This window comes from Marinobacter sp. H13 (assembly GCF_059072335.1).
Window position 1 is genome coordinate 2295330 of sequence record NZ_JCACRU010000001.1, and the last position, 17136, is coordinate 2312465.

Consider the following 17136-nt stretch of genomic DNA (forward strand, 5'->3'; position numbering starts at 1 on the left):
AGCCTATTGAGATCATTGGCTTAGTAAATAGCATTCCCGGTGTTGTGGGCACTGAACCAGATGATCGTTCACCATGCCGGTCGCCTGCATGAAGGCGTACACAATGGTTGGGCCGACAAAGGTGAAACCGGATCGCTTCAGAGCTTTCGACATGGCCTCGGATTCTGCGGTTGTGGTCGGTACTTCGGAGAAGGCGCGCCAATGGTTCTGGATCGGTTTATCGCCAACAAAAGACCAGAGGAAATCACTGAAACCGATACCTTGTTCCCGCAGATCCAGATAACCCCGGGCATTCTTGATGATCGACCTGACCTTTAGCCGGTTGCGGATGATGCCCGGGTCTGACAGCAGTTCCTCGACCTTCGCTTCATCGTAACGGACGATCTTTTCCGGATTGAAGTCATCGTAAGCGGCTCGGTAATTGTGCTGTTTTCGCAAGATGGTGATCCAGCTCAGGCCGGCCTGTTGGCCGTCCAGGCAGAGTTTTTCGAAAAGGGCGAGATCGTCGTACTCCGGGCGGCCCCAGACGGTGTCGTGATAGTGCACGTAAAGCGGGTCATCCCCGCACCAGGGGCAGCGTTCAGCGTTCTCCATACAATAGCCTGTGTCATTTGTGTCTGGTTCGGGTTACGTGCTTTTTCGACGAATCGTGCGTTGGAACAGTGGCTCCCAGTAGGCCTCCATCGGCTCGGCATCCACCAGGGCGAAGTCCCGTGGCGGCGGCTCAAGTAGGGTGATTTCTGGCCATAGGGGCCGGCTTCCACGGTACACCACGGTCAACAGATAGCCTTCGATGTAGCAACAGGCCGCCTGCCAGTCCTGCTCGGGCTGGTCGCCGTAGATCTCGAAATTCTTCCGCACCTCAAGCGTTTGCAGGTTGCCGGCAATGCCCCTGCCCGTGGCTTTCAGCCATGCTTCCTTCAGGGTCCAGACCTTGAGGAAGGTGTTGGAGTCGTCTTCCCGGAACAGCCACTCCTGCTCGACGGGGGAGAACCAGCGTTTTACCACTTTCTGCCATTGAGCATGGCGCTGGCAGGGTTCAAGATCCAGTCCAATGGGCGAGCCTGATAGAGTGGCGCAGGCAGACAGGCCCTGGCTGTGGCTGAGGGACAGTCGCCAGCCCTCGGGCGTGCCCGACGCGTTGGGGCGCCCGGATACCGGGCAGCAGAGGTCCGGTGCCACCTGCGCTGACTTGCCGATGGCCTGACGAATCAGCCAGCGGCTGGAAAGGTATTCTCGTTCCCGGGGACCGCTGAACTTGCTCGCTGTCTGGCGTTCGTAGTCAGTCAGCCAATGCGGGTGCGCAATTTCAGGCCCGTCGGTCTGGTGACACAGCCAGACCGACGGCCGGGATTCAGGGTTGAAGTCGCTGGATGAGCCAGCCATCGCCTTTCCTCACATATTCAAAACGGTCGTGAAGCCGGCTGGGCCTGCCCTGCCAGAATTCGATACGCTCCGGCACGATGCGATAGCCGCCCCAGAAGCTGGGAAGAGGCACTTCGCCCTCGCTGAATTTCCGCTTGATTTCGGCAACCTTCTGTTCGAGCAGGCCCCTGGACGTAATGGCCTTGCTCTGTTCGGAAACCCAGGCGCCGATCTGGCTGCCTCTGGGGCGCGATGCGAAGTAGCGCAGGGATTCGGCCTTGCTGACTTTCTCAACGGCACCCTGGATCCTCACTTGTCGGTTCAGTCCGATCCAGGGGAACAAGAGCGCCGCCTGCGGATTTTCCTCCATCTCCTTCGCTTTGCGACTGCCGTAGTTGGTGTAGAACACAAAGCCATGGTCGTCGAAGTACTTCAGCAATACCGTGCGGAGATCTGGCATGCCGTCCTGCCCCGTGGTCGCCAGCGACATGGCGTTGGGTTCCAGAATGCCTGCTTCCCGGGCATCCTCAAACCAGTTCTGGAACTGCTGCACCGGATTGTTGTCCAGTGCATCGCGATCCAGCCCCTCGCTCTCGAAATCACGACGCATATCGCCGATGTCCATAACCTGTCCTCTTGCCTGCGCGTAAAACGACCCGGGAGAAATACGAGCCAGAAGCATATCGGGTTCAGGGTTCACTGTCAGCGCTGCTTATGTCTGAAACGGTTACATAAACCCAACAATAAAGTGAGACCCGGATCACAGCTGGCCCGTATCTCCTTCGACGCTGATGCGGGTCTGGTTTAGGCAAACTTCCTGGCTGGCCCGCGCGCACACACAAAACAAAGGTTTGCACAAATGATGTCCGAATATGATCTGCCCCTGGTTGTCGCCTCCTTTCTGGTTGCTGTATTGGCAGCTTATGCGGCTCTGTTTTTTGGTGCCAGACTCGTTAATGCGGAGTCTGGCGAACGTCGGAAATGGCTACTGGCCGGCGCCCTGCTGATGGGCACCGGAGTCTGGACGATGCATTTCGTCGGAATGCGGGCTATGCCGATGGGTGTTCCCATGTCGTTTGATGTGATGATGACGTTGGTTTCCTGGCTCGCAGCCGTGCTCGCTTCCGGTGTGGCTCTGCACATCATCGGGCGCAAACAATTGGGAGTCCCTCTGTTCGTCAGTGCGACCCTGTCCATGGCCAGCGGTATCGTAGTGATGCACTACCTGGGCATGTATGCCATGCGCATGTCAGCGCCGCCAACGTTTAACACCGTATTTTTGCTGATTTCGATCGCGATTGCCGTTGTGGCTTCGGGAGCTGCGCTTGCCCTCTGCCGGAAACTGCAGGGCATGGACGGATCCGGCACCCTGGCGGTACAGTTCGTGGCCGCCCTGGTGATGGCCGCTGCAATCTGTGGGATGCATTACACGGGCATGATGGCGATGACCTTTCCGGAGGGCGCCGTGCCTGCAGCTGACAACGGCCTGCGGGGGAACTGGATGGGAATACCCCTGGCAGTCTTCTGCATTGCGATGCTGGCCGTGGCCCTGGTTGTGACCGTTCTGGATGTAAAACATCAGCGGGCACTTGAGGCATTCAAGGCGGAAGAGGATAAACGGGTGGCAGAGCTTGCCTTTACCGATGCCGTTACCGGCCTGCCCAACCGGTCAGCGCTGGAACAACGCCTGCTGGATATCCTTGCCCGGGACAACGACCGCGGCAACCCGTTTGCCTTGATTTACCTCGACATCGCCAACTTCCGTGAACTGTCCACCGGAATGGGTGATGAGTCGTTGAACGCGGTCGTCAGGGAAATCAGCGAGGCATTGCGTGATCAGATGTCGGATCAGGTGTTTCTCGCCCGATACTCGGCCAGCGCCTTCTTTGCCCTGGTGCCAGATCATGAAGATAGCCAGCATGCCTTCATGTACAAGCGGTTGCGGCAGATTGATCAGCGTATCGGCACGCCTTCAATGCCGGTTACCTGGCGCGCCGGCCAGGCGGCCTATCCGAAAACCGGCAATTCGACCCGCAAGTTGGTGCGGGCTGCCATGGTACCCAGAGACCTCAATGAGATCGGCGAATTTGCGAACATGGCCGCCGACCCGGAGTTAGTGATGCCGGGTCATAACCGTCACAGCTGACAAACCGCCTCTGGGCCGACTATCCTTGTGAACAGGCAGGTGGGCAATATTGCCCCGGGAATCCGCCGTTTAGAAGGAGATGTCCGTGGCCCAGAGCCGTAAACGCAGTCATATGCCCAGGAATCTGTTGATCGGATTCCTGGTGCTTTTCATCCTCTATGCCCTGGCCGGTTTCCTGCTACTTCCCTGGTGGCTGGAGCGTCTGGTACCCGAGCAGCTGGACCAGCGTATGGGCTGGCAGGCAGAAATCACTGATATCCGAACCAACCCGTTCACCCTTCGAGTTGAGGCGCTGGGTCTGTCGGCCAACGATCCCCAGGGTGAGCAGGTGGTTGCCTTTGACCGGCTCATGTTGGACATGAACTTTTTCCAGCTGGTTCGGGGTATTGCCGGGTTTGAAGCCATCCAGCTGGATGAGCCCTATGTTCGGGTGGATCTGCTGGAGGACTACAGCGTCAATTTTGCGAGAGACTGGCAGGCGGCCAACCCGGGACCTGCAGAACCAGCGCCTGAAGCGTCGCAATCGGATGACGCGGCGGCGCCACCCCGGCTGTACTTCGGGAAAATTGAACTCAACGGCGGCGAAATGTTGTTCCGGGATTTTACCCAGGCGGACATGGCCGAGTTCCGGATTACCCCGATGGATCTTACCCTGAGTGATCTGGCCACCTGGCGTCGCGAGGGGCAGGACAGCGATTACTCCCTGCTGGCGGCGCTGGGCAGTCAGACCATCGAGTGGCAGGGTGATCTGAGCGTCGCCCCGTTCTACTCGAACGGCACGCTCAAGGTGTCATCGGTGGGCTATGAAACCCTGGCTCATTTCCTGGCTCCTTTCTTTCCCTATGATCTGCGTGGTGGCAGCGTCACCCTGAGCTCCGACTATGAAATCCAGGCCGGCGACGGCTTTTTCCTGGAGACGGCCAACGGTCAGCTGCAACTCGAGAATCTGGCCGTCGCTCTGGATGAACAGAGTGAGCAGGCGAGATTGACCAACGCTGAGCTTTCTTTGGATGCTGTCGGGTTCGACTTGAATGGCCGCGAAATCCGTATCGGCCAGGTCTCTCTGGACAAGCTCGATGTGGCCGTGGCCAGGAGCGCAAACGGAGAGATTGACTGGTTGGCGCCGCTGGCCACCAACAACGGTGAGACGGAGGGCGGCGGCGAAGCGTCTACCGGCGGCCAGCCATTCCGCTGGTCAGTGGCGGGCGTCGCGCTCTCCGGTGGGCGTATTCTCTGGCAGGACAGTCAACCGGCGACAGCGACTGAAATTGCCGTAGAGCAGCTTTCCGCATCCATCGGGCCACTGAGCCATCAACTTGAAGAACCGGTGTCTTACGAGATAACCGGAAGCCTGGCCAGTGGCGGCCAACTGTCACTGAACGGCCAGCTGACACCTGCACCGTTTACCCTGGAAGCCGCCATCTCCGGAAACGGCATCGCTCTGGCCGCCTTTGAGCCCTACGTTCAGGAAGGCGCCAACCTCGCCATTACCAGCGGCACGCTGGGCGTTGACGGCAACCTTGATCTGGATGGGCAGCAGGAGCCGCTCACAGGCACCTTCAGCGGCACCGCGGAAGTGGCCGGTCTGGATCTGAAGCTGCCCGACAGTTCTGGTTCGCTGGTTTCCTGGCAAACCCTGCGCCTGGCACCTATTGAATACAACGTGTATCCGGCACGCCTGGAAATAGGAACGGTGACCCTGGCCCAGCCGGTCATCAACGTTGTCCGCAATACCGACAATATCCACAACGTCGAGCGGATCGCCAAAGCGCCAGCGGCCGGTGGTCAGCAGGAGGCGACCGCAGATGCTCAGCAGGGGGAGGATTCCGAGCCGGGGTTCATTTTCCGTATTGGCCAGCTGATGCTGGAAAATGGCGAGCTGGCGTATACCGACCGCACGTTGGCGCCGGCGTTTACCACCTGGTTTGATGAGCTGAACGGCAGCGTGGCAGGCCTCAGCAACATTTCCCCACAACAGGGCAAGGTCTCTATCCGGGGCCGGGTCGGCGGCGTGGCGGACCTGGACTTTGAAGGCACCATTGGCACCCTTGGTACCGAGGATGTCAGCGATCTGAAACTGAATATGCAGGAATTGTCCCTGCCTGCGCTTTCGCCTTACTTTGGTCGTTACCTGGGTTATGGCGTGGACAGTGGCAAGCTGAACCTGAATCTTGATTATGAAATTGCCGGATCCAGGATCGATGCGTCCAATCTGGTGGTGATGGATCGTCTCGAGCTGGGTTCGGCCATCGCCAGTGATCAGGCCGTTAATGCGCCGGTAAAACTCGGCCTCGCGCTGCTTCGGGACAGTAAGGGAGTGATTGAAGTCGACTTGCCCATCAGCGGCGACCTGTCTGACCCGGACTTCAGCGTCGGAAAAGTTGTGATGCGGGCGTTCGTGAACCTTCTGGCCAAGGCAGCGGCCTCACCGTTCAGTATGCTCGGCTCGATTGCCGAGCTCGCCGGCCTGAGCGGGGAGGAGCTCGGGAAGGTGAGGTTTATCCCTGGCAGTATCCAACTGGCCGAAGGCGAGGCTGAAAAGCTGGCGGCGCTGGCAGACGCGCTGCTGGACCGGCCGGACCTGTTGCTGAACATACGTGGCAACGTTGAGTCCCAGGCAGATGGCCTTGCCCTGTTGCGTGATGAACTGACTGCAAGTGGTGAGCAGGACCTGTCGGAGGAGGCATGGCAGGAGGCCCGGGAAGCCTACCTGGCCGGTGAGCGGTCACTTGCGCCGGAGGCATTGAGAAATCTGGCATCCTCGCGAGGCCAAAGCTTGCGTAACATCATGCAGCAAACCCACGGAGTCCCTGCCGATCAATTGTTCCTTCTGAGTCCGGCCCGCAATGCGGAAGTGGGCGATGAGGGCAACGTTATCGTGGCGTTCAACCTGGACGTGCGATGAAGTCAGGGTGCCTCGAAGCTGGTCAGAAAGCCCGCTGGCAACCGCAGGCCCCAGTTTTCAACGAGTTGCCGGTAGCGGCCGTCGTCCACCAGTGGCGCCAGTAGTCGAAGCATTTCGTCCGCACTCGGGGCGCCGCCCTTTCGGGCAATGATGCTGAGCTGGTAGCGTTGATCCGGCTCGTTCGAGATCAGCAATTTGTCCCGGTCTTGCGGGTGCTGGGCAAAATGTTTCTGCAGGTAAGAACGGCTGATGATGGCAACCTCGGCAACAGAAGGCCGGTCGGCCTTGATCAGATTCATGTTGCGCGTGTGGCTGTCGGAAAACTCGATATTGAATTTTTCTTCCAGCACGGAGTTGTCAGTTTCGTACCCGGTAAAACCATAGTAATAGCCGGAAATGGCCACAATAGATCGGTTGCGCAGGTCGTTAAAGAATGAGGAGTCTCTGCCGGGTTTCTTGAGAGCGACATAAAGTTCCTCGTCGGCCAGGATCGGGCGGGTAATGTCCACATCCTTCTCTGTCCAACCCCAGTCAGGGCTTTGAAAGAAGATGACGTCGTAGAGACCGGCATCGAAATCCAGGTGGCGGCGTTTGGGGGAGGTGTGGATGATATGGAATGAGACATCCGGGTGTATCTGCTCAAGCACCTCCAGCAGTCCCCCGAGGAAGCCCTCGACTTTGCCATCGGAATTGACACTGGCGATCGGGGGAAAATGGTAAACGCCCACAGTGATTTCGGTTTCGTTTGCCCGAACCGGCGCCGTTGCCAGCATAATAGCCGCAACAAGAATGGCCATTAATCTTCGAATATGGGCTTCAGCGGACACGATATCTCCGGTTATGTAACAATTGAATACGCATTCAGAATAGCACGGGGATTTTGTGCACCTGAAGCAAAAGATTATGAACTTATGCAAAACAGGTCTGTAAGTGATGGGTAACGTTGCCAGCCATTTTTTCGCCTATGTTTCCCGCCTGCGCTGGATCAAGCGCTGGGGGCTGATGCGAAATGCCATTGAGGAAAATGTGGCCACCCATTCCTGGGAGGTGGCGACCCTCGCCCACGCCCTTGCCATCATCCGCAACCGGCATTTTGGCGGCCAGGTGAACGCCGACCGCATTGCAGCGGCAGCGCTTTACCATGATGCGACGGAAGTAATTACCGGGGATATGCCAACACCGGTGAAATACCATTCGAAGGTGATGCGTGAGGCGTTCGGGGACATCGAGCACAAGGCCGAGGCCGAGCTGCTGGCGCTGTTACCGGAGGATTTGCGGGAGGCTTTTTCGCCCTACGTTCGGGAGTCTCAGCTACCGGCCGAAGACCGGGAATTGATCAAGGCCGCCGACAGGCTCTCGGCGTGGCTCAAGTGCCAGGCGGAGATCCGGGCCGGCAACAAGGAATTCGAGCCGGCCGCCCGGCAGATCCGCCAGCGGTTGGACGAGGACGGGTTGCCAGAGGTTGCTTATTTTCTGAAGGTGTTTGCCCCCAGCTACGAGCAACCTCTGGATAATCTGCTGGGTTGAGAGGCCCTCAGGCTTTAGCTGTTACCGGCCGAGCCGACCAGCCCGCCACGCAGACCATCGCGCTGCAAATGCTGACGAACGGTGTCTTCCGGGCTGCCGGCCAGTTCGCGGAACATGCCCATGGAGCCCAGAAGGGCCGAGGATTCGTAGGGTACAAACACCCGCTCACCTTCTTTCGCCATATTCGGCAGAACCTTGATATAGCTCTGGCCCAGCAGGTAGCCAATGACGGTCTGTTTGTTTTCCTCGGAATCGCCCATGGCACTGAGTACCAGACGGATGGACTCCTGTTCGCCCTGCGCCCGGAGAATGGCCGATTCCTTGTCGCCCTGGGCGTTGAGAATGGCAGACTCCCGCTGGCCCTGGGCCATGGCGATGGCTGCTGACTTTTCACCCTCGGCTTCGGTGACCGTGGCCCGGCGTTTCCGCTCCGCAGCCATCTGCAATCGCATGGCCTCTTCCACTTCTTCCGGCATGCTGATGTCCTGAACCTCCACCCGGGTGAGTTTCACACCCCACTTGGAAGCGGCCTCTTCCATCTCGGCCTGGATCGCGTTATTCACCTCGCTGCGGGATTCAAACAGCTTGTCCAGTTCCATCTTGCCGACCACCGAACGCAGGGTGGTCTTGGCCAGCACTTCCACCGCCTGGCTCATGTTGGCCACTTCGTACACGGCCCGGCGCGGGTCGATGATCTGGTAGTAGAGGGCGCCGTTGATCTTCACCGTCACGTTGTCGGTGGTCACCACGGGCTGTCCCGGAAAGTCCATGACCGTTTCCCGGCGGTCGATGCGGGTTTCATCGCTCATCACCGGATGATAATCCTCACCCATGCGCACGTAGCGGATCATGGTGATCGGCCGTGGGCGCTCGATGAAGGGAATAATGATGTTCACACCGCTTTCGAGGATCCGGTTGAACGACCCCAGGCGCTCAATCACCATTACCTCCGACTGGCGCACGATGACCAGACCCTTGGCAATGATGAAAATGCCAATGGCGACTACGATCAGACTGATAACCAGTCCGGGTGAAAGATACTGTTCCATGTTTACTGTTCCTTGTGTGTGATCGTCTCAACAACGGCGGTAGTGCCGTCAAACTGTTTGAAAATGACGTCGGTTCCTTCCGGAAGGTCGGTTTCCCCGGTGTCGGTGACTCGCAGGCGATAGAAATCTCCGTTGACCTTGATGCCCGTGGCACCGTCAAAGTCCCGTTTCAGGGTCTGGTAACGCCGGCCCTGCTCGACGCCTGTGCCTGTCGTTCCATACGCCACGCCCTTGGGGGAGAAACGCGGCCGTATCCAGCGTATGGCGACGGGAACCAGGATTCCCGAGAAAATCCCCATCCCCGCCAGTTGCCATTCAAAGGGCACATCGAGGAACGCCAGCAAGGCGGTCAGGGCCGCGGCGATGCCGAGAGCGAGCAGCAAGAGCACGCCGGAGGTGAGCTCGGCCAGGCACAGCACCAGTGCCAGGATCAGCCAGAAATGCGTAAGACTCCATTCCATACAGAAAATCCACAGGTTCGGGAGAGGCGTCGGGTTGCTTTTGCGCACCGAACAACGGCAAAGGATTGTACCGGAAACCGTGGGCCGAGTCAGAGGGTGGCCGGAATGCCTTGCGGCCTGGTTCACTAAAGCCATATCCCGCGGGCGGGCAATTGTTAGAGTATCTGCTTTAATTGAAAAGCCTACAACAAGAGGTCTTTGACCATGAAAAAGCTGAAAAACAAAGTGGCCGTTGTTACCGGTGCCGGCTCGGGTATCGGCCGCGCACTCGCCAAATCGCTGGCGGACCGGGGCTGCCGGCTGGCGCTGTCCGACGTCAATGAGTCAGGCCTGGCCGAAACCGCTGCTGCGCTCAGCGGCGCTGATGTAAAAACCTACCGGCTGGACGTGTCTGATCGCGATGCCATCTTTGCCCATGCCGAAGAGGTTGCGAAGGACTTTGGCCAGGTGAATCTGGTGATCAACAACGCGGGCGTTGCGCTCTCCGCCACCGTGCGTGAGATGACCGACGAGGACTTCAAATGGGTCATGGACATTGATTTCTGGGGTGTTGCCCACGGTACCCGGGCGTTCCTGCCTCATCTGATTGCCTCGGGCGATGGCCATGTGGTGAACGTGTCCAGTGTGTTTGGCCTGATTGGCGTGCCCAAACAGAGTGCCTACAATGCCGCAAAGTTTGCGGTTCGCGGCTTCACCGAAGCCCTGCGTCAGGAGATGAAGCTGGAAAACCAGCCCGTGGCGGTGAGTTGTGTGCATCCTGGTGGTATCCGCACCAACATTGTCAATGCAGCGCGCATGGGCAAGTCCGAGAACGCCGTCGCCCAGCGTAAAGGCTTCGATAAACTCGCCATGACCACGCCCGAGAAAGCCGCAGAAATCATTGTAAAAGGCATCCTCAAGAATGAGTCCCGCATATTGGTGGGCCCGGACGCCTGGGGTATTGATGCGATCAACCGCCTGCTGGGTTCTGCTTACCAGCCGCTGGTGGAGCGTTTCTCCCGCAAGAACCTCTATATCTGAAGACTCGATGCGTGCGGCGGGCCTGAAGCTTGGGCTCGCTGTACGTTTTACAAACAGTTTTTCGGGGCTATACTCGGAAGCTGATCCAAGGAAGAGTCAGCATGAATACGCCTCACCATTCTGACCTGGGGGCCACTCTGGAACAGAGCCGCTCGGGTCTGCGCGACAGCCATCGCCGCTCACTGATGCGGCTGCTTTTTCTGATCACCGGCTCGGCTCTGGTGATTTTTGCTTGCCTGCAGTTTCTCAATGGCTACCCATGGGTGGCGGTTGCTGAGCTGTTTGCCAGCACTTTGCTTTTTTTCGGCGTCTGGCGCCTGAAATCCACTCCTCATCTGCAGCAGTGGGTCTATGCCTATCTGGTGCCTTTGTTCGCGTTCTTCCTGGTGATCATGCTGTTACCGGAAGCCTCGGTGTCCGCTTTCGTCTGGGTGCTGATGATGCCGGTTCTCGCCTACCTGTTGCTTGGCAAGAAAGAAGGCATGATTCTCAGCGCACCCTTTATGCTCGTCGGGGGCGTTATCTATTACATTCACCTTGGCCAGGTCGGCAGCCCCCACGCGATGATCGATCTGCTCAACATGGTGTTGTGCGGTGCACTGATGCTGGCCTTCATTCACCTGTATGAGGTGCGCCGCGAAGAGTCCGAGCAGCGCCTGGTGGACATGGCCCAGACCGATGCGCTCACTGGTCTGGCCAATCGCAGCAACTTCCAGGGTACGTTGAATCGCACCATTGCCGAGTGCGATCGCAGTGGAGCCGGTTTTGCGCTGGTGGTGATGGATATTGACCACTTCAAGGTCGTTAACGACACTCTGGGCCATGAGGCCGGAGACTTTGTTCTGAAAAACATCAGCCGATGCATGACCGAACGGCTGAGGAGCACCGATTTTGTCGGCCGCCTGGGTGGCGAGGAGTTCGGCCTGATTCTGAGAGATGTGAAGCCGGCGGATGCCTTTGTCCTGATGGACGAGCTGCGCCAGCGGATATCTGACCTTGAACTGCCCTACGGGGAAGCCCGCATCCGGGTGACTGCCTCCTTCGGGATAGCCCAGTGGCCAGACCATGGTCGCGAGGCCGAAAGCCTGTTCCGGGTTGCCGATCGGTGGCTCTACAGTGGCAAGCGAGCGGGGCGTAACTGTGTGGTCGGCGCCGGCCACAATCCCCGCCAGCTTGAGATTCTCACTGTCGAAGCGAGTTGATTACGTTATTCTTGTGGCAGACATCCTCCGGCAAGAATGACGTAACCCATGTGCGAATTACTGGCCATGAGCGCCAACACCCCCACTGACCTGTGTTTCAGCTTTACCGGCCTGACCCGTCGGGGTGGACAGACCGGCCCGCACAAGGACGGCTGGGGCGTCGCCTTTTACGAAGGCAAAGGCGTACGGGCCTTCCACGACGCCGATGCCAGCGCTAATTCCCGAATCGCCGAAGTGGTCCAGACCCATCCGATCAAAAGCGAAGTGGCCATCTGCCACATTCGCCAGGCCAACGTTGGCGATATCTGCCTGGCCAATACCCATCCCTTCATGCGCGAACTCTGGGGCCGCTACTGGGTGTTCGCCCACAACGGCCAGCTCTCCGGCTTCCGTTCAAATCCGGGATTCTACGAGCCGGTCGGAACCACCGACAGCGAAGCCCTGTTTTGCGACATCCTCAATCATCTACGAACGCACTGTGACCGCAATACCGGAACCGACGAAGTCGTCGACCGCCTGGTCCGGTTGTCCGCCGCCTACGCCAGCCAGGGCGTTTTCAACCTCCTACTGAGTAACGGTGATTGGCTGTTCACTTACTGCACCACCAAAATGGCCAGTATCACCCGGAGAGCCCCGTTTGGTCCTGCCCGTCTGAAAGACGCCGATGTAACGGTGGATTTCGAATCGGAAACGACGCCCAACGACATCGTCAGCGTGATCGTTACTGAACCTCTGACCACAGATGAAAAGTGGGATGTTTACCAGCCAGGTGAATGGCGGTTATGGAAGAAAGGTGAGGTCATTCGATCCGGAGTGGCCAAAGCGGGCAGCTGATCTCTGCCAGATCAAGCGGATGAGTGGGTGGGGAGGTCTTTGTGCAGGGAAAAAGATGTCTGAGCGGAGCGAGTTGTTTTTCCCGGAACAAAGACCTCCCCACCTGCTTGTCCGCGTAACTCCGAAGATTACTGCAGAGTCCGGCGATTACCCTTCTGATACTGCGGTGCAATATGCGCCTGGATTTCTTCCTTGAAACGGGCAATCAGATCGCTGTTGTCGTGATCCCAGGGATGGAAGCCGGGTTTGAAGTACTCCAGCCACGTGGGAATCAGGCTTGAGAAGGTACCGTTTACGCCCCAGAGTCGCCAGAGACCGGTGGCGGTGTCCTTCAAAGAGAAGTTCTTGCGGTCGTTGAGCATCATCCGGCTGGTGAAATAGGTGCTCATCACGCCCAGTGCGGCGGTGCTGAACATGAGATAAAAGGCTCTTTCGGCATAAGTGCCGCCAGCCGCCTGGAACACATCGTAGGCAACCGCCTTGTGCTCGGTTTCTTCAATCGCGTGCCAGACCCACAGCGGACGCATGGATTCATCCATGTCCTGGCGCACATCGTCACGCTCCAGCAACATGTCGGCCATCATGGCGGTCAGGTGCTCGAGGGCACAGGTGATGGCCAGCTGGTGACGCTTGGGCAGCTTCCTGGCGATCCCCAGAACCACTTCCAGGTGTTTTTCCAGTTCTTCCACCGGCATGCCCTGGTCACGAACGTGCTGGTTCATGGCGACATGCTCCAGGGAGTGCATGGCCTCCTGGCCAATGAATCCGCGGATCTCTTCCTTCAGCTTGGGATCGGAAATCTGGTCCCGGAACGCCCTTACTGAATCTACGAAGAACTGCTCGCCCTGCGGAAACAACACCGAGAGCGCATTCATGATGTGGCTGATGGTGTAGCTGTTGTCGACCCAGTAACGGGGCACCTGGTCGCCGAACTCAAACCCCATGCGCTGGGCGGTGATGGTGACGTTGTCCGGTGTGTTGGAGGCCCGCGTAACGGGAGCCGTCTTCTTTTCTGCGGTTTTGCTGCTCAGCATGTGTGTACTCCTCACTCTGGCTGATGTCATGGCTCCAGTGTGTGGCAGTCAAGCCCGGGCAGGAATGCGCAAAGGGGACGGCCGTCGATCAGGATGGGACACGGGCCGGGATTTGATTGGCCAGGCTGACGGCGAGCAAGGTGTACCGGGCCCCACTGTAGCGGCGGGAGGCATCTGATAGAGTCAATTGAAGTGCTTCAGCCAACCCAATAAGAAGGAATGCCAATGAGTGCAACCGGTCCGGACAAAGAACGGCAGATGCTGGGATTGTTCCTGGTGCCGGGCGCTTACCTGCGGGTTCTGGCCGAGACCGTCCGCCAGCTGGGCTATAACGACCGGCCACTTTACGAAGGGCTGGACTTCACCCCGGACGATCTCAAGTCCAACGACAGTCGGGTGTTTGTCACCGACGCCATCATCATGGCCAAACGGGCCGTGAACCTAGCCGGCCAGGACGGTCTCAGCTTCACGCTGGCCAGGGAGTTGCGGCTGACAATCCACGGCACCCTGGGGTTCGCGGCTCTCACCAGCCCCACCTTCGCCGATGCCCTGGATTCGGTGCGCCGTTACCTGCATTTGCGAGTGCCGTTCCTCAGCATGAGCCAGTCCGAAGCGGGGGATCAGGTGCTGGTAAAGCTGTGCACCGAATTCGAAGTGCCCGGCCTCTATCCGTTTCTGGCGGAGACCGTCAGCGCAACCCTGATCCTGCTCACCGAACAGCTCCTGGATCGTGAGGACGCGGCAAAACACGGCTTTGCCCTGGAAGACGGCAAACTGCCGGGTGTCACCGTTCGCCTGAGCGCTCCGGAGCCGCCCTGGTACCAGCGGTTTGCCGACCAGCTTCCGGTTCGGTTCGAGTACGGCCAGCCCGACGAAATGATGGTGTTCCCCCGGGAGCTTCTGGAGGTGCGCATGCGCCTGGCCGATGCCGAAGCCTCCCGAATGGCCCGGGACCAGTGCGAGTTCGAGCTGCAGAAAGCCCTGAAGGAACAGGGCGACATCGTCCTGGCGATCCGCAACATGCTCCGGATGATGCCTGGCCCCTTGCCATCACTGGAAGCCATGGCCGAACGTTTCTGCGTCTCGTCGCGCACCCTGAAACGCCGGCTGGCGGACCGGGATACCAGCTATCGGGAGATCCTCGAATCGGTGCTGAAAGACCGGGCGATCCAGTTGCTTCGGTATACCAACCAGTCCGTCAGCGAGATTGCCTACGAATTGGGCTATGCGGACCTCTCCAACTTCAGCCGGGCCTTCCGGAAGTGGACCGGGAAGTCGGCCAGAGAGTTTCGCGAGGGTGGTCCGGACCCTGCGCCGGAAGTTGGGCCCTGATGTTTGGCTTGGGCGGTTGGGTTTCTCTTGCCGCTGGGTTTGGAGCGTGGTCGCAGGGAGGGGCATAATTTTTTTGGGTAAAAACAACTCGCTTCGCTCAGACATCTTTTTCCCCAAAAAAATTATGCCCCACCCCACGCCCTGCTGACAGACGAGATTGCCGTGTTATTTTTTATTGCTCTGTCTTAATTTGCTTTTCGTTTCCTATGCCACAATGTTTGGACGGACGGGGGGAAGGAATATTTTCCCGACAGGAAAAAGATGTCTGAGCGAAGCGAGTTGTTTTTCCCGAGGGAAAATATTCCTTCCCCCCGGCCAGCCCCCAAATCAACCCGGCTAGGGCCATAATTGAAACCGGACACCAACCCAAAAGGATGAAAACGAACATGACCCAAAGGCCAGACACCCACAGCAAACTGATCGGCTACCTGCTCTGGATCTTCGGATTCCTGGGCTCCCATCGGTTTTACTACGGCAAACCCGTTACCGGCACCATCTGGTTCTTTACCCTGGGGCTGCTGTTCATCGGCTGGATCATCGACCTGTTCCTGATTCCGGCCATGGACCGCGAAGCGGACCTGCGGTTCCGGGAAGGTGAGGTCAGCTACAACATCGGCTGGATTCTGCTGACCTTCCTCGGTGTGTTCGGCATTCACCGGATGTACATGGGCAAATGGATCACGGGCATCATCTACCTGTTTACCGGTGGCCTGTTCCTGATCGGCGTGCTGTATGACTTCTGGACCCTGAACAACCAGATTTCCATCCGCAACGAAGAGCGCCGCTTCGGCTGATCGAGCTGCTTACAGTCCGGCAGCGGCCTCCAGTTCGACCAGGGCTTCTTCGAGGTAGTCGAGCATCCGCTGCAGGCTGGGTAGCGTGCGGCGGCAGCCGATGAGGCCGAATTCCACCTGGTCGCCGTAGCTGGTCAGGGTCATGTTCAGGGCCAGGCGATCCATGGCGATGGAGACCGGGTACATGCCGTCCATCGTGGCGCCGTTCCAGTAGCAAGTCTCTCGCGGGCCGGGAACGTTGGAAATCACCACGTTGAAGGTCTGCCATTTCGGTGCCATGCCGGTGAGCAGATTGAACGCCGCCGGCGCCAGGGTCAGGGCGGTGTAGTTGATGATTTCTTCCGCAGACATGTCGGCGTAGCGGTCCTTGGCGGCTTTCACGTCCTCATGGATCTGCATCAGTCGTGTCACCGGGCTGGTGACATCGGTGTGCAGTGAGGCGAGGATAACGCCGACCTGGTTGCCGCCGGAGCTGTCATCCTTGCGCAGGGACACCGGCACCATGGCGATCAGCGGCTTTTCCGGCAGGGCGTCCTGGTTCATCAGGTAGCTGCGCAGCGCGGTGGCGCACATGGCCATCACCACATCATTGACCGTGGTTCCATAGGCCTTGCACACACCCTTTATCCGGCTCAGGCAGTAAGATTGCGCGGCGAAGCGTCGGGAACCGGTGATCTTCTGGTTCAGGATGCTGCGGGGTGCGTGAAAAATGGAGGAGTAGGCCGGGTCTTTGCGGGCGTCGTTGATGGTTCGCAGCAGTTCCCGGGCCACGGTGGGCACGGTGCCCAGTTGCTTGCCGGATTCACCCAGCAGATGGCCGACACTTCGCCACAGGGAAGGACCGCTATCATCCTTTTCACGGGATGGGCGGGGTGGCATGGCCCAGATCGGCGGCATGTCCCGCTCGCCGGTATCCTGGCACAGCATCTGGGTGACCATCCGCATGGCCGATACACCGTCCACCAGGGCATGGTGGACTTTGATATACACCGCAAACTGCCGTTCCCCCAGGCCTTCAATCAGATGAAACTCCCACAGGGGACGTTCCCGGTCCATCAGGTGGGAATGTTCTGCCGAAACAAAGGACAAGAGTTCCCTGACCCGCCCCGGTGTCGGCAGTGCCTCGAAGCGGAAGTGGTGTTCCAGGTCCAGGTGCTCGTCTTCCACCCAGACCGGCTGGCCGAAACGGTAATCCAGGCGCTGATTAAACGGCGGCGTCACCTTCGTGTACTGCCTGAGTCGGTCGGCCAGCTGTGCGACGTAATCATCCGGTGCGTCGTCGGGAAAAGAGAACAGCTGAAGACCGCCCACGTGCATGGGCTGCTGCCGCTTTTCCAGCCAGAGAAAAAGCTGATCCGTAGGGCTGAGAGGTTTCACAGGGCGTCCTTGTTGTCGGTGTTGTGACAATAGTAGCGCAGATAGCTGGCAACGTGATTGACCACGGTTCGCATTCTCCGCACCGGCCAG

At 58.7% G+C, this 17136-nt stretch carries 16 protein-coding genes; 8 read left to right on the forward strand and 8 right to left on the reverse strand.

The features are described from left to right. Positions 1 to 12: 12 nt before the first annotated feature. The 3 genes from AC5JQH_RS10595 to pdxH are packed head-to-tail and all read right to left on the reverse strand — an operon-like array spanning position 13 to position 1990. Positions 13 to 594 carry a DNA-3-methyladenine glycosylase I gene (locus AC5JQH_RS10595; RefSeq protein WP_014578980.1) on the reverse strand — a complete coding sequence of 194 codons (582 nt, stop codon included), beginning with the start codon at positions 592 to 594 and terminating at the stop codon, positions 13 to 15. Between the two features lie 33 nt (positions 595 to 627). Continuing rightward, positions 628 to 1386 carry a 4'-phosphopantetheinyl transferase family protein gene (locus AC5JQH_RS10600; protein WP_053113545.1) on the reverse strand — a complete coding sequence of 253 codons (759 nt, stop codon included), beginning with the start codon at positions 1384 to 1386 and terminating at the stop codon, positions 628 to 630. Further along, positions 1355 to 1990 carry a pyridoxamine 5'-phosphate oxidase gene (gene pdxH / locus AC5JQH_RS10605; RefSeq protein ID WP_008176900.1) on the reverse strand — a complete coding sequence of 212 codons (636 nt, stop codon included), beginning with the start codon at positions 1988 to 1990 and terminating at the stop codon, positions 1355 to 1357. Before pdxH ends, AC5JQH_RS10600 begins: the two co-directional genes overlap by 32 nt. Before the next feature lie 234 nt (positions 1991 to 2224). On the opposite strand from pdxH, the gene AC5JQH_RS10610 reads away from it, so the two are divergent. Together AC5JQH_RS10610 and AC5JQH_RS10615 are read left to right on the forward strand one after the other, a co-directional pair. Next, positions 2225 to 3511 carry an MHYT domain-containing protein gene (locus tag AC5JQH_RS10610; RefSeq protein ID WP_008176902.1) on the forward strand — a complete coding sequence of 429 codons (1287 nt, stop codon included), beginning with the start codon at positions 2225 to 2227 and terminating at the stop codon, positions 3509 to 3511. Positions 3512 to 3590: 79 nt separating this feature from the next. Beyond that, on the forward strand, positions 3591 to 6416 hold the full coding sequence (locus tag AC5JQH_RS10615) for a DUF748 domain-containing protein (protein ID WP_493805561.1): 2826 nt from the start codon (positions 3591 to 3593) through the stop codon (positions 6414 to 6416). A gap of 2 nt (positions 6417 to 6418) precedes the next feature. On the opposite strand, the gene AC5JQH_RS10620 is transcribed toward AC5JQH_RS10615, so the two are convergent. Next, a complete protein-coding gene (locus AC5JQH_RS10620; RefSeq protein ID WP_227497887.1) occupies positions 6419 to 7243 on the reverse strand; it encodes a substrate-binding periplasmic protein in 825 nt (274 codons plus the stop codon). A 106-nt stretch (positions 7244 to 7349) separates the two neighbouring features. Here AC5JQH_RS10620 and yfbR point away from each other — a divergent pair, with 106 nt between their 5' ends. Beyond that, positions 7350 to 7943: a 5'-deoxynucleotidase gene (yfbR, locus tag AC5JQH_RS10625; RefSeq protein WP_493805562.1), complete on the forward strand. Its 594-nt coding sequence runs from the start codon at positions 7350 to 7352 to the stop codon at positions 7941 to 7943. A 14-nt stretch (positions 7944 to 7957) separates the two neighbouring features. Here yfbR and AC5JQH_RS10630 read toward each other — a convergent pair whose 3' ends face one another. Both AC5JQH_RS10630 and AC5JQH_RS10635 read right to left on the reverse strand, forming a co-directional pair. Beyond that, on the reverse strand, positions 7958 to 8992 hold the full coding sequence (locus AC5JQH_RS10630) for an SPFH domain-containing protein (protein ID WP_014578987.1): 1035 nt from the start codon (positions 8990 to 8992) through the stop codon (positions 7958 to 7960). Between the two features lie 2 nt (positions 8993 to 8994). Next, positions 8995 to 9453 carry an NfeD family protein gene (locus tag AC5JQH_RS10635; protein WP_041645902.1) on the reverse strand — a complete coding sequence of 153 codons (459 nt, stop codon included), beginning with the start codon at positions 9451 to 9453 and terminating at the stop codon, positions 8995 to 8997. A gap of 204 nt (positions 9454 to 9657) precedes the next feature. Here AC5JQH_RS10635 and AC5JQH_RS10640 point away from each other — a divergent pair, with 204 nt between their 5' ends. From AC5JQH_RS10640 to AC5JQH_RS10650, 3 genes are all read left to right on the forward strand, one after another. Continuing rightward, on the forward strand, positions 9658 to 10473 hold the full coding sequence (locus tag AC5JQH_RS10640) for an SDR family NAD(P)-dependent oxidoreductase (RefSeq protein ID WP_493805563.1): 816 nt from the start codon (positions 9658 to 9660) through the stop codon (positions 10471 to 10473). Between the two features lie 101 nt (positions 10474 to 10574). Further along, entirely contained in the window at positions 10575 to 11675 is a 1101-nt protein-coding gene (locus tag AC5JQH_RS10645; RefSeq protein ID WP_008176916.1) for a GGDEF domain-containing protein, read from the forward strand. Positions 11676 to 11723: 48 nt separating this feature from the next. Beyond that, the gene (locus AC5JQH_RS10650) at positions 11724 to 12509 is read left to right on the forward strand and encodes a class II glutamine amidotransferase (protein WP_493791830.1); all 786 of its coding nucleotides are present in this window, start codon (positions 11724 to 11726) and stop codon (positions 12507 to 12509) included. A 128-nt stretch (positions 12510 to 12637) separates the two neighbouring features. Here AC5JQH_RS10650 and AC5JQH_RS10655 read toward each other — a convergent pair whose 3' ends face one another. Continuing rightward, positions 12638 to 13543, reverse strand: a complete 906-nt coding sequence (locus tag AC5JQH_RS10655; RefSeq protein WP_493805564.1) for a metal-dependent hydrolase — start codon at positions 13541 to 13543, stop codon at positions 12638 to 12640. 225 nt (positions 13544 to 13768) lie between these two features. Between AC5JQH_RS10655 and AC5JQH_RS10660 the strand changes: the two genes are divergently transcribed. Together AC5JQH_RS10660 and AC5JQH_RS10665 are read left to right on the forward strand one after the other, a co-directional pair. Then, the gene (locus AC5JQH_RS10660) at positions 13769 to 14875 is read left to right on the forward strand and encodes a helix-turn-helix domain-containing protein (protein ID WP_493805565.1); all 1107 of its coding nucleotides are present in this window, start codon (positions 13769 to 13771) and stop codon (positions 14873 to 14875) included. Between the two features lie 386 nt (positions 14876 to 15261). Next, positions 15262 to 15669 carry an NINE protein gene (locus tag AC5JQH_RS10665; RefSeq protein ID WP_088558487.1) on the forward strand — a complete coding sequence of 136 codons (408 nt, stop codon included), beginning with the start codon at positions 15262 to 15264 and terminating at the stop codon, positions 15667 to 15669. Between the two features lie 9 nt (positions 15670 to 15678). Here AC5JQH_RS10665 and AC5JQH_RS10670 read toward each other — a convergent pair whose 3' ends face one another. Next, a complete protein-coding gene (locus tag AC5JQH_RS10670) occupies positions 15679 to 17046 on the reverse strand; it encodes a WS/DGAT/MGAT family O-acyltransferase (RefSeq protein WP_493791265.1) in 1368 nt (455 codons plus the stop codon). Between the last annotated feature and the right edge of the window lie 90 nt (positions 17047 to 17136).

Coding starts and splice junctions, on each gene's coding strand:
- AC5JQH_RS10595 (WP_014578980.1), bottom strand. CDS start 594: ATGGAGAACGCTGAACGCTGCCCCTGGTGCGGGGATGACCCGCTTTAC.
- AC5JQH_RS10600 (WP_053113545.1), bottom strand. CDS start 1,386: ATGGCTGGCTCATCCAGCGACTTCAACCCTGAATCCCGGCCGTCGGTC.
- pdxH (WP_008176900.1), bottom strand. CDS start 1,990: ATGGACATCGGCGATATGCGTCGTGATTTCGAGAGCGAGGGGCTGGAT.
- AC5JQH_RS10610 (WP_008176902.1), top strand. CDS start 2,225: ATGATGTCCGAATATGATCTGCCCCTGGTTGTCGCCTCCTTTCTGGTT.
- AC5JQH_RS10615 (WP_493805561.1), top strand. CDS start 3,591: ATGTCCGTGGCCCAGAGCCGTAAACGCAGTCATATGCCCAGGAATCTG.
- yfbR (WP_493805562.1), top strand. CDS start 7,350: ATGGGTAACGTTGCCAGCCATTTTTTCGCCTATGTTTCCCGCCTGCGC.
- AC5JQH_RS10630 (WP_014578987.1), bottom strand. CDS start 8,992: ATGGAACAGTATCTTTCACCCGGACTGGTTATCAGTCTGATCGTAGTC.
- AC5JQH_RS10635 (WP_041645902.1), bottom strand. CDS start 9,453: ATGGAATGGAGTCTTACGCATTTCTGGCTGATCCTGGCACTGGTGCTG.
- AC5JQH_RS10640 (WP_493805563.1), top strand. CDS start 9,658: ATGAAAAAGCTGAAAAACAAAGTGGCCGTTGTTACCGGTGCCGGCTCG.
- AC5JQH_RS10645 (WP_008176916.1), top strand. CDS start 10,575: ATGAATACGCCTCACCATTCTGACCTGGGGGCCACTCTGGAACAGAGC.
- AC5JQH_RS10650 (WP_493791830.1), top strand. CDS start 11,724: ATGTGCGAATTACTGGCCATGAGCGCCAACACCCCCACTGACCTGTGT.
- AC5JQH_RS10655 (WP_493805564.1), bottom strand. CDS start 13,543: ATGCTGAGCAGCAAAACCGCAGAAAAGAAGACGGCTCCCGTTACGCGG.
- AC5JQH_RS10660 (WP_493805565.1), top strand. CDS start 13,769: ATGAGTGCAACCGGTCCGGACAAAGAACGGCAGATGCTGGGATTGTTC.
- AC5JQH_RS10665 (WP_088558487.1), top strand. CDS start 15,262: ATGACCCAAAGGCCAGACACCCACAGCAAACTGATCGGCTACCTGCTC.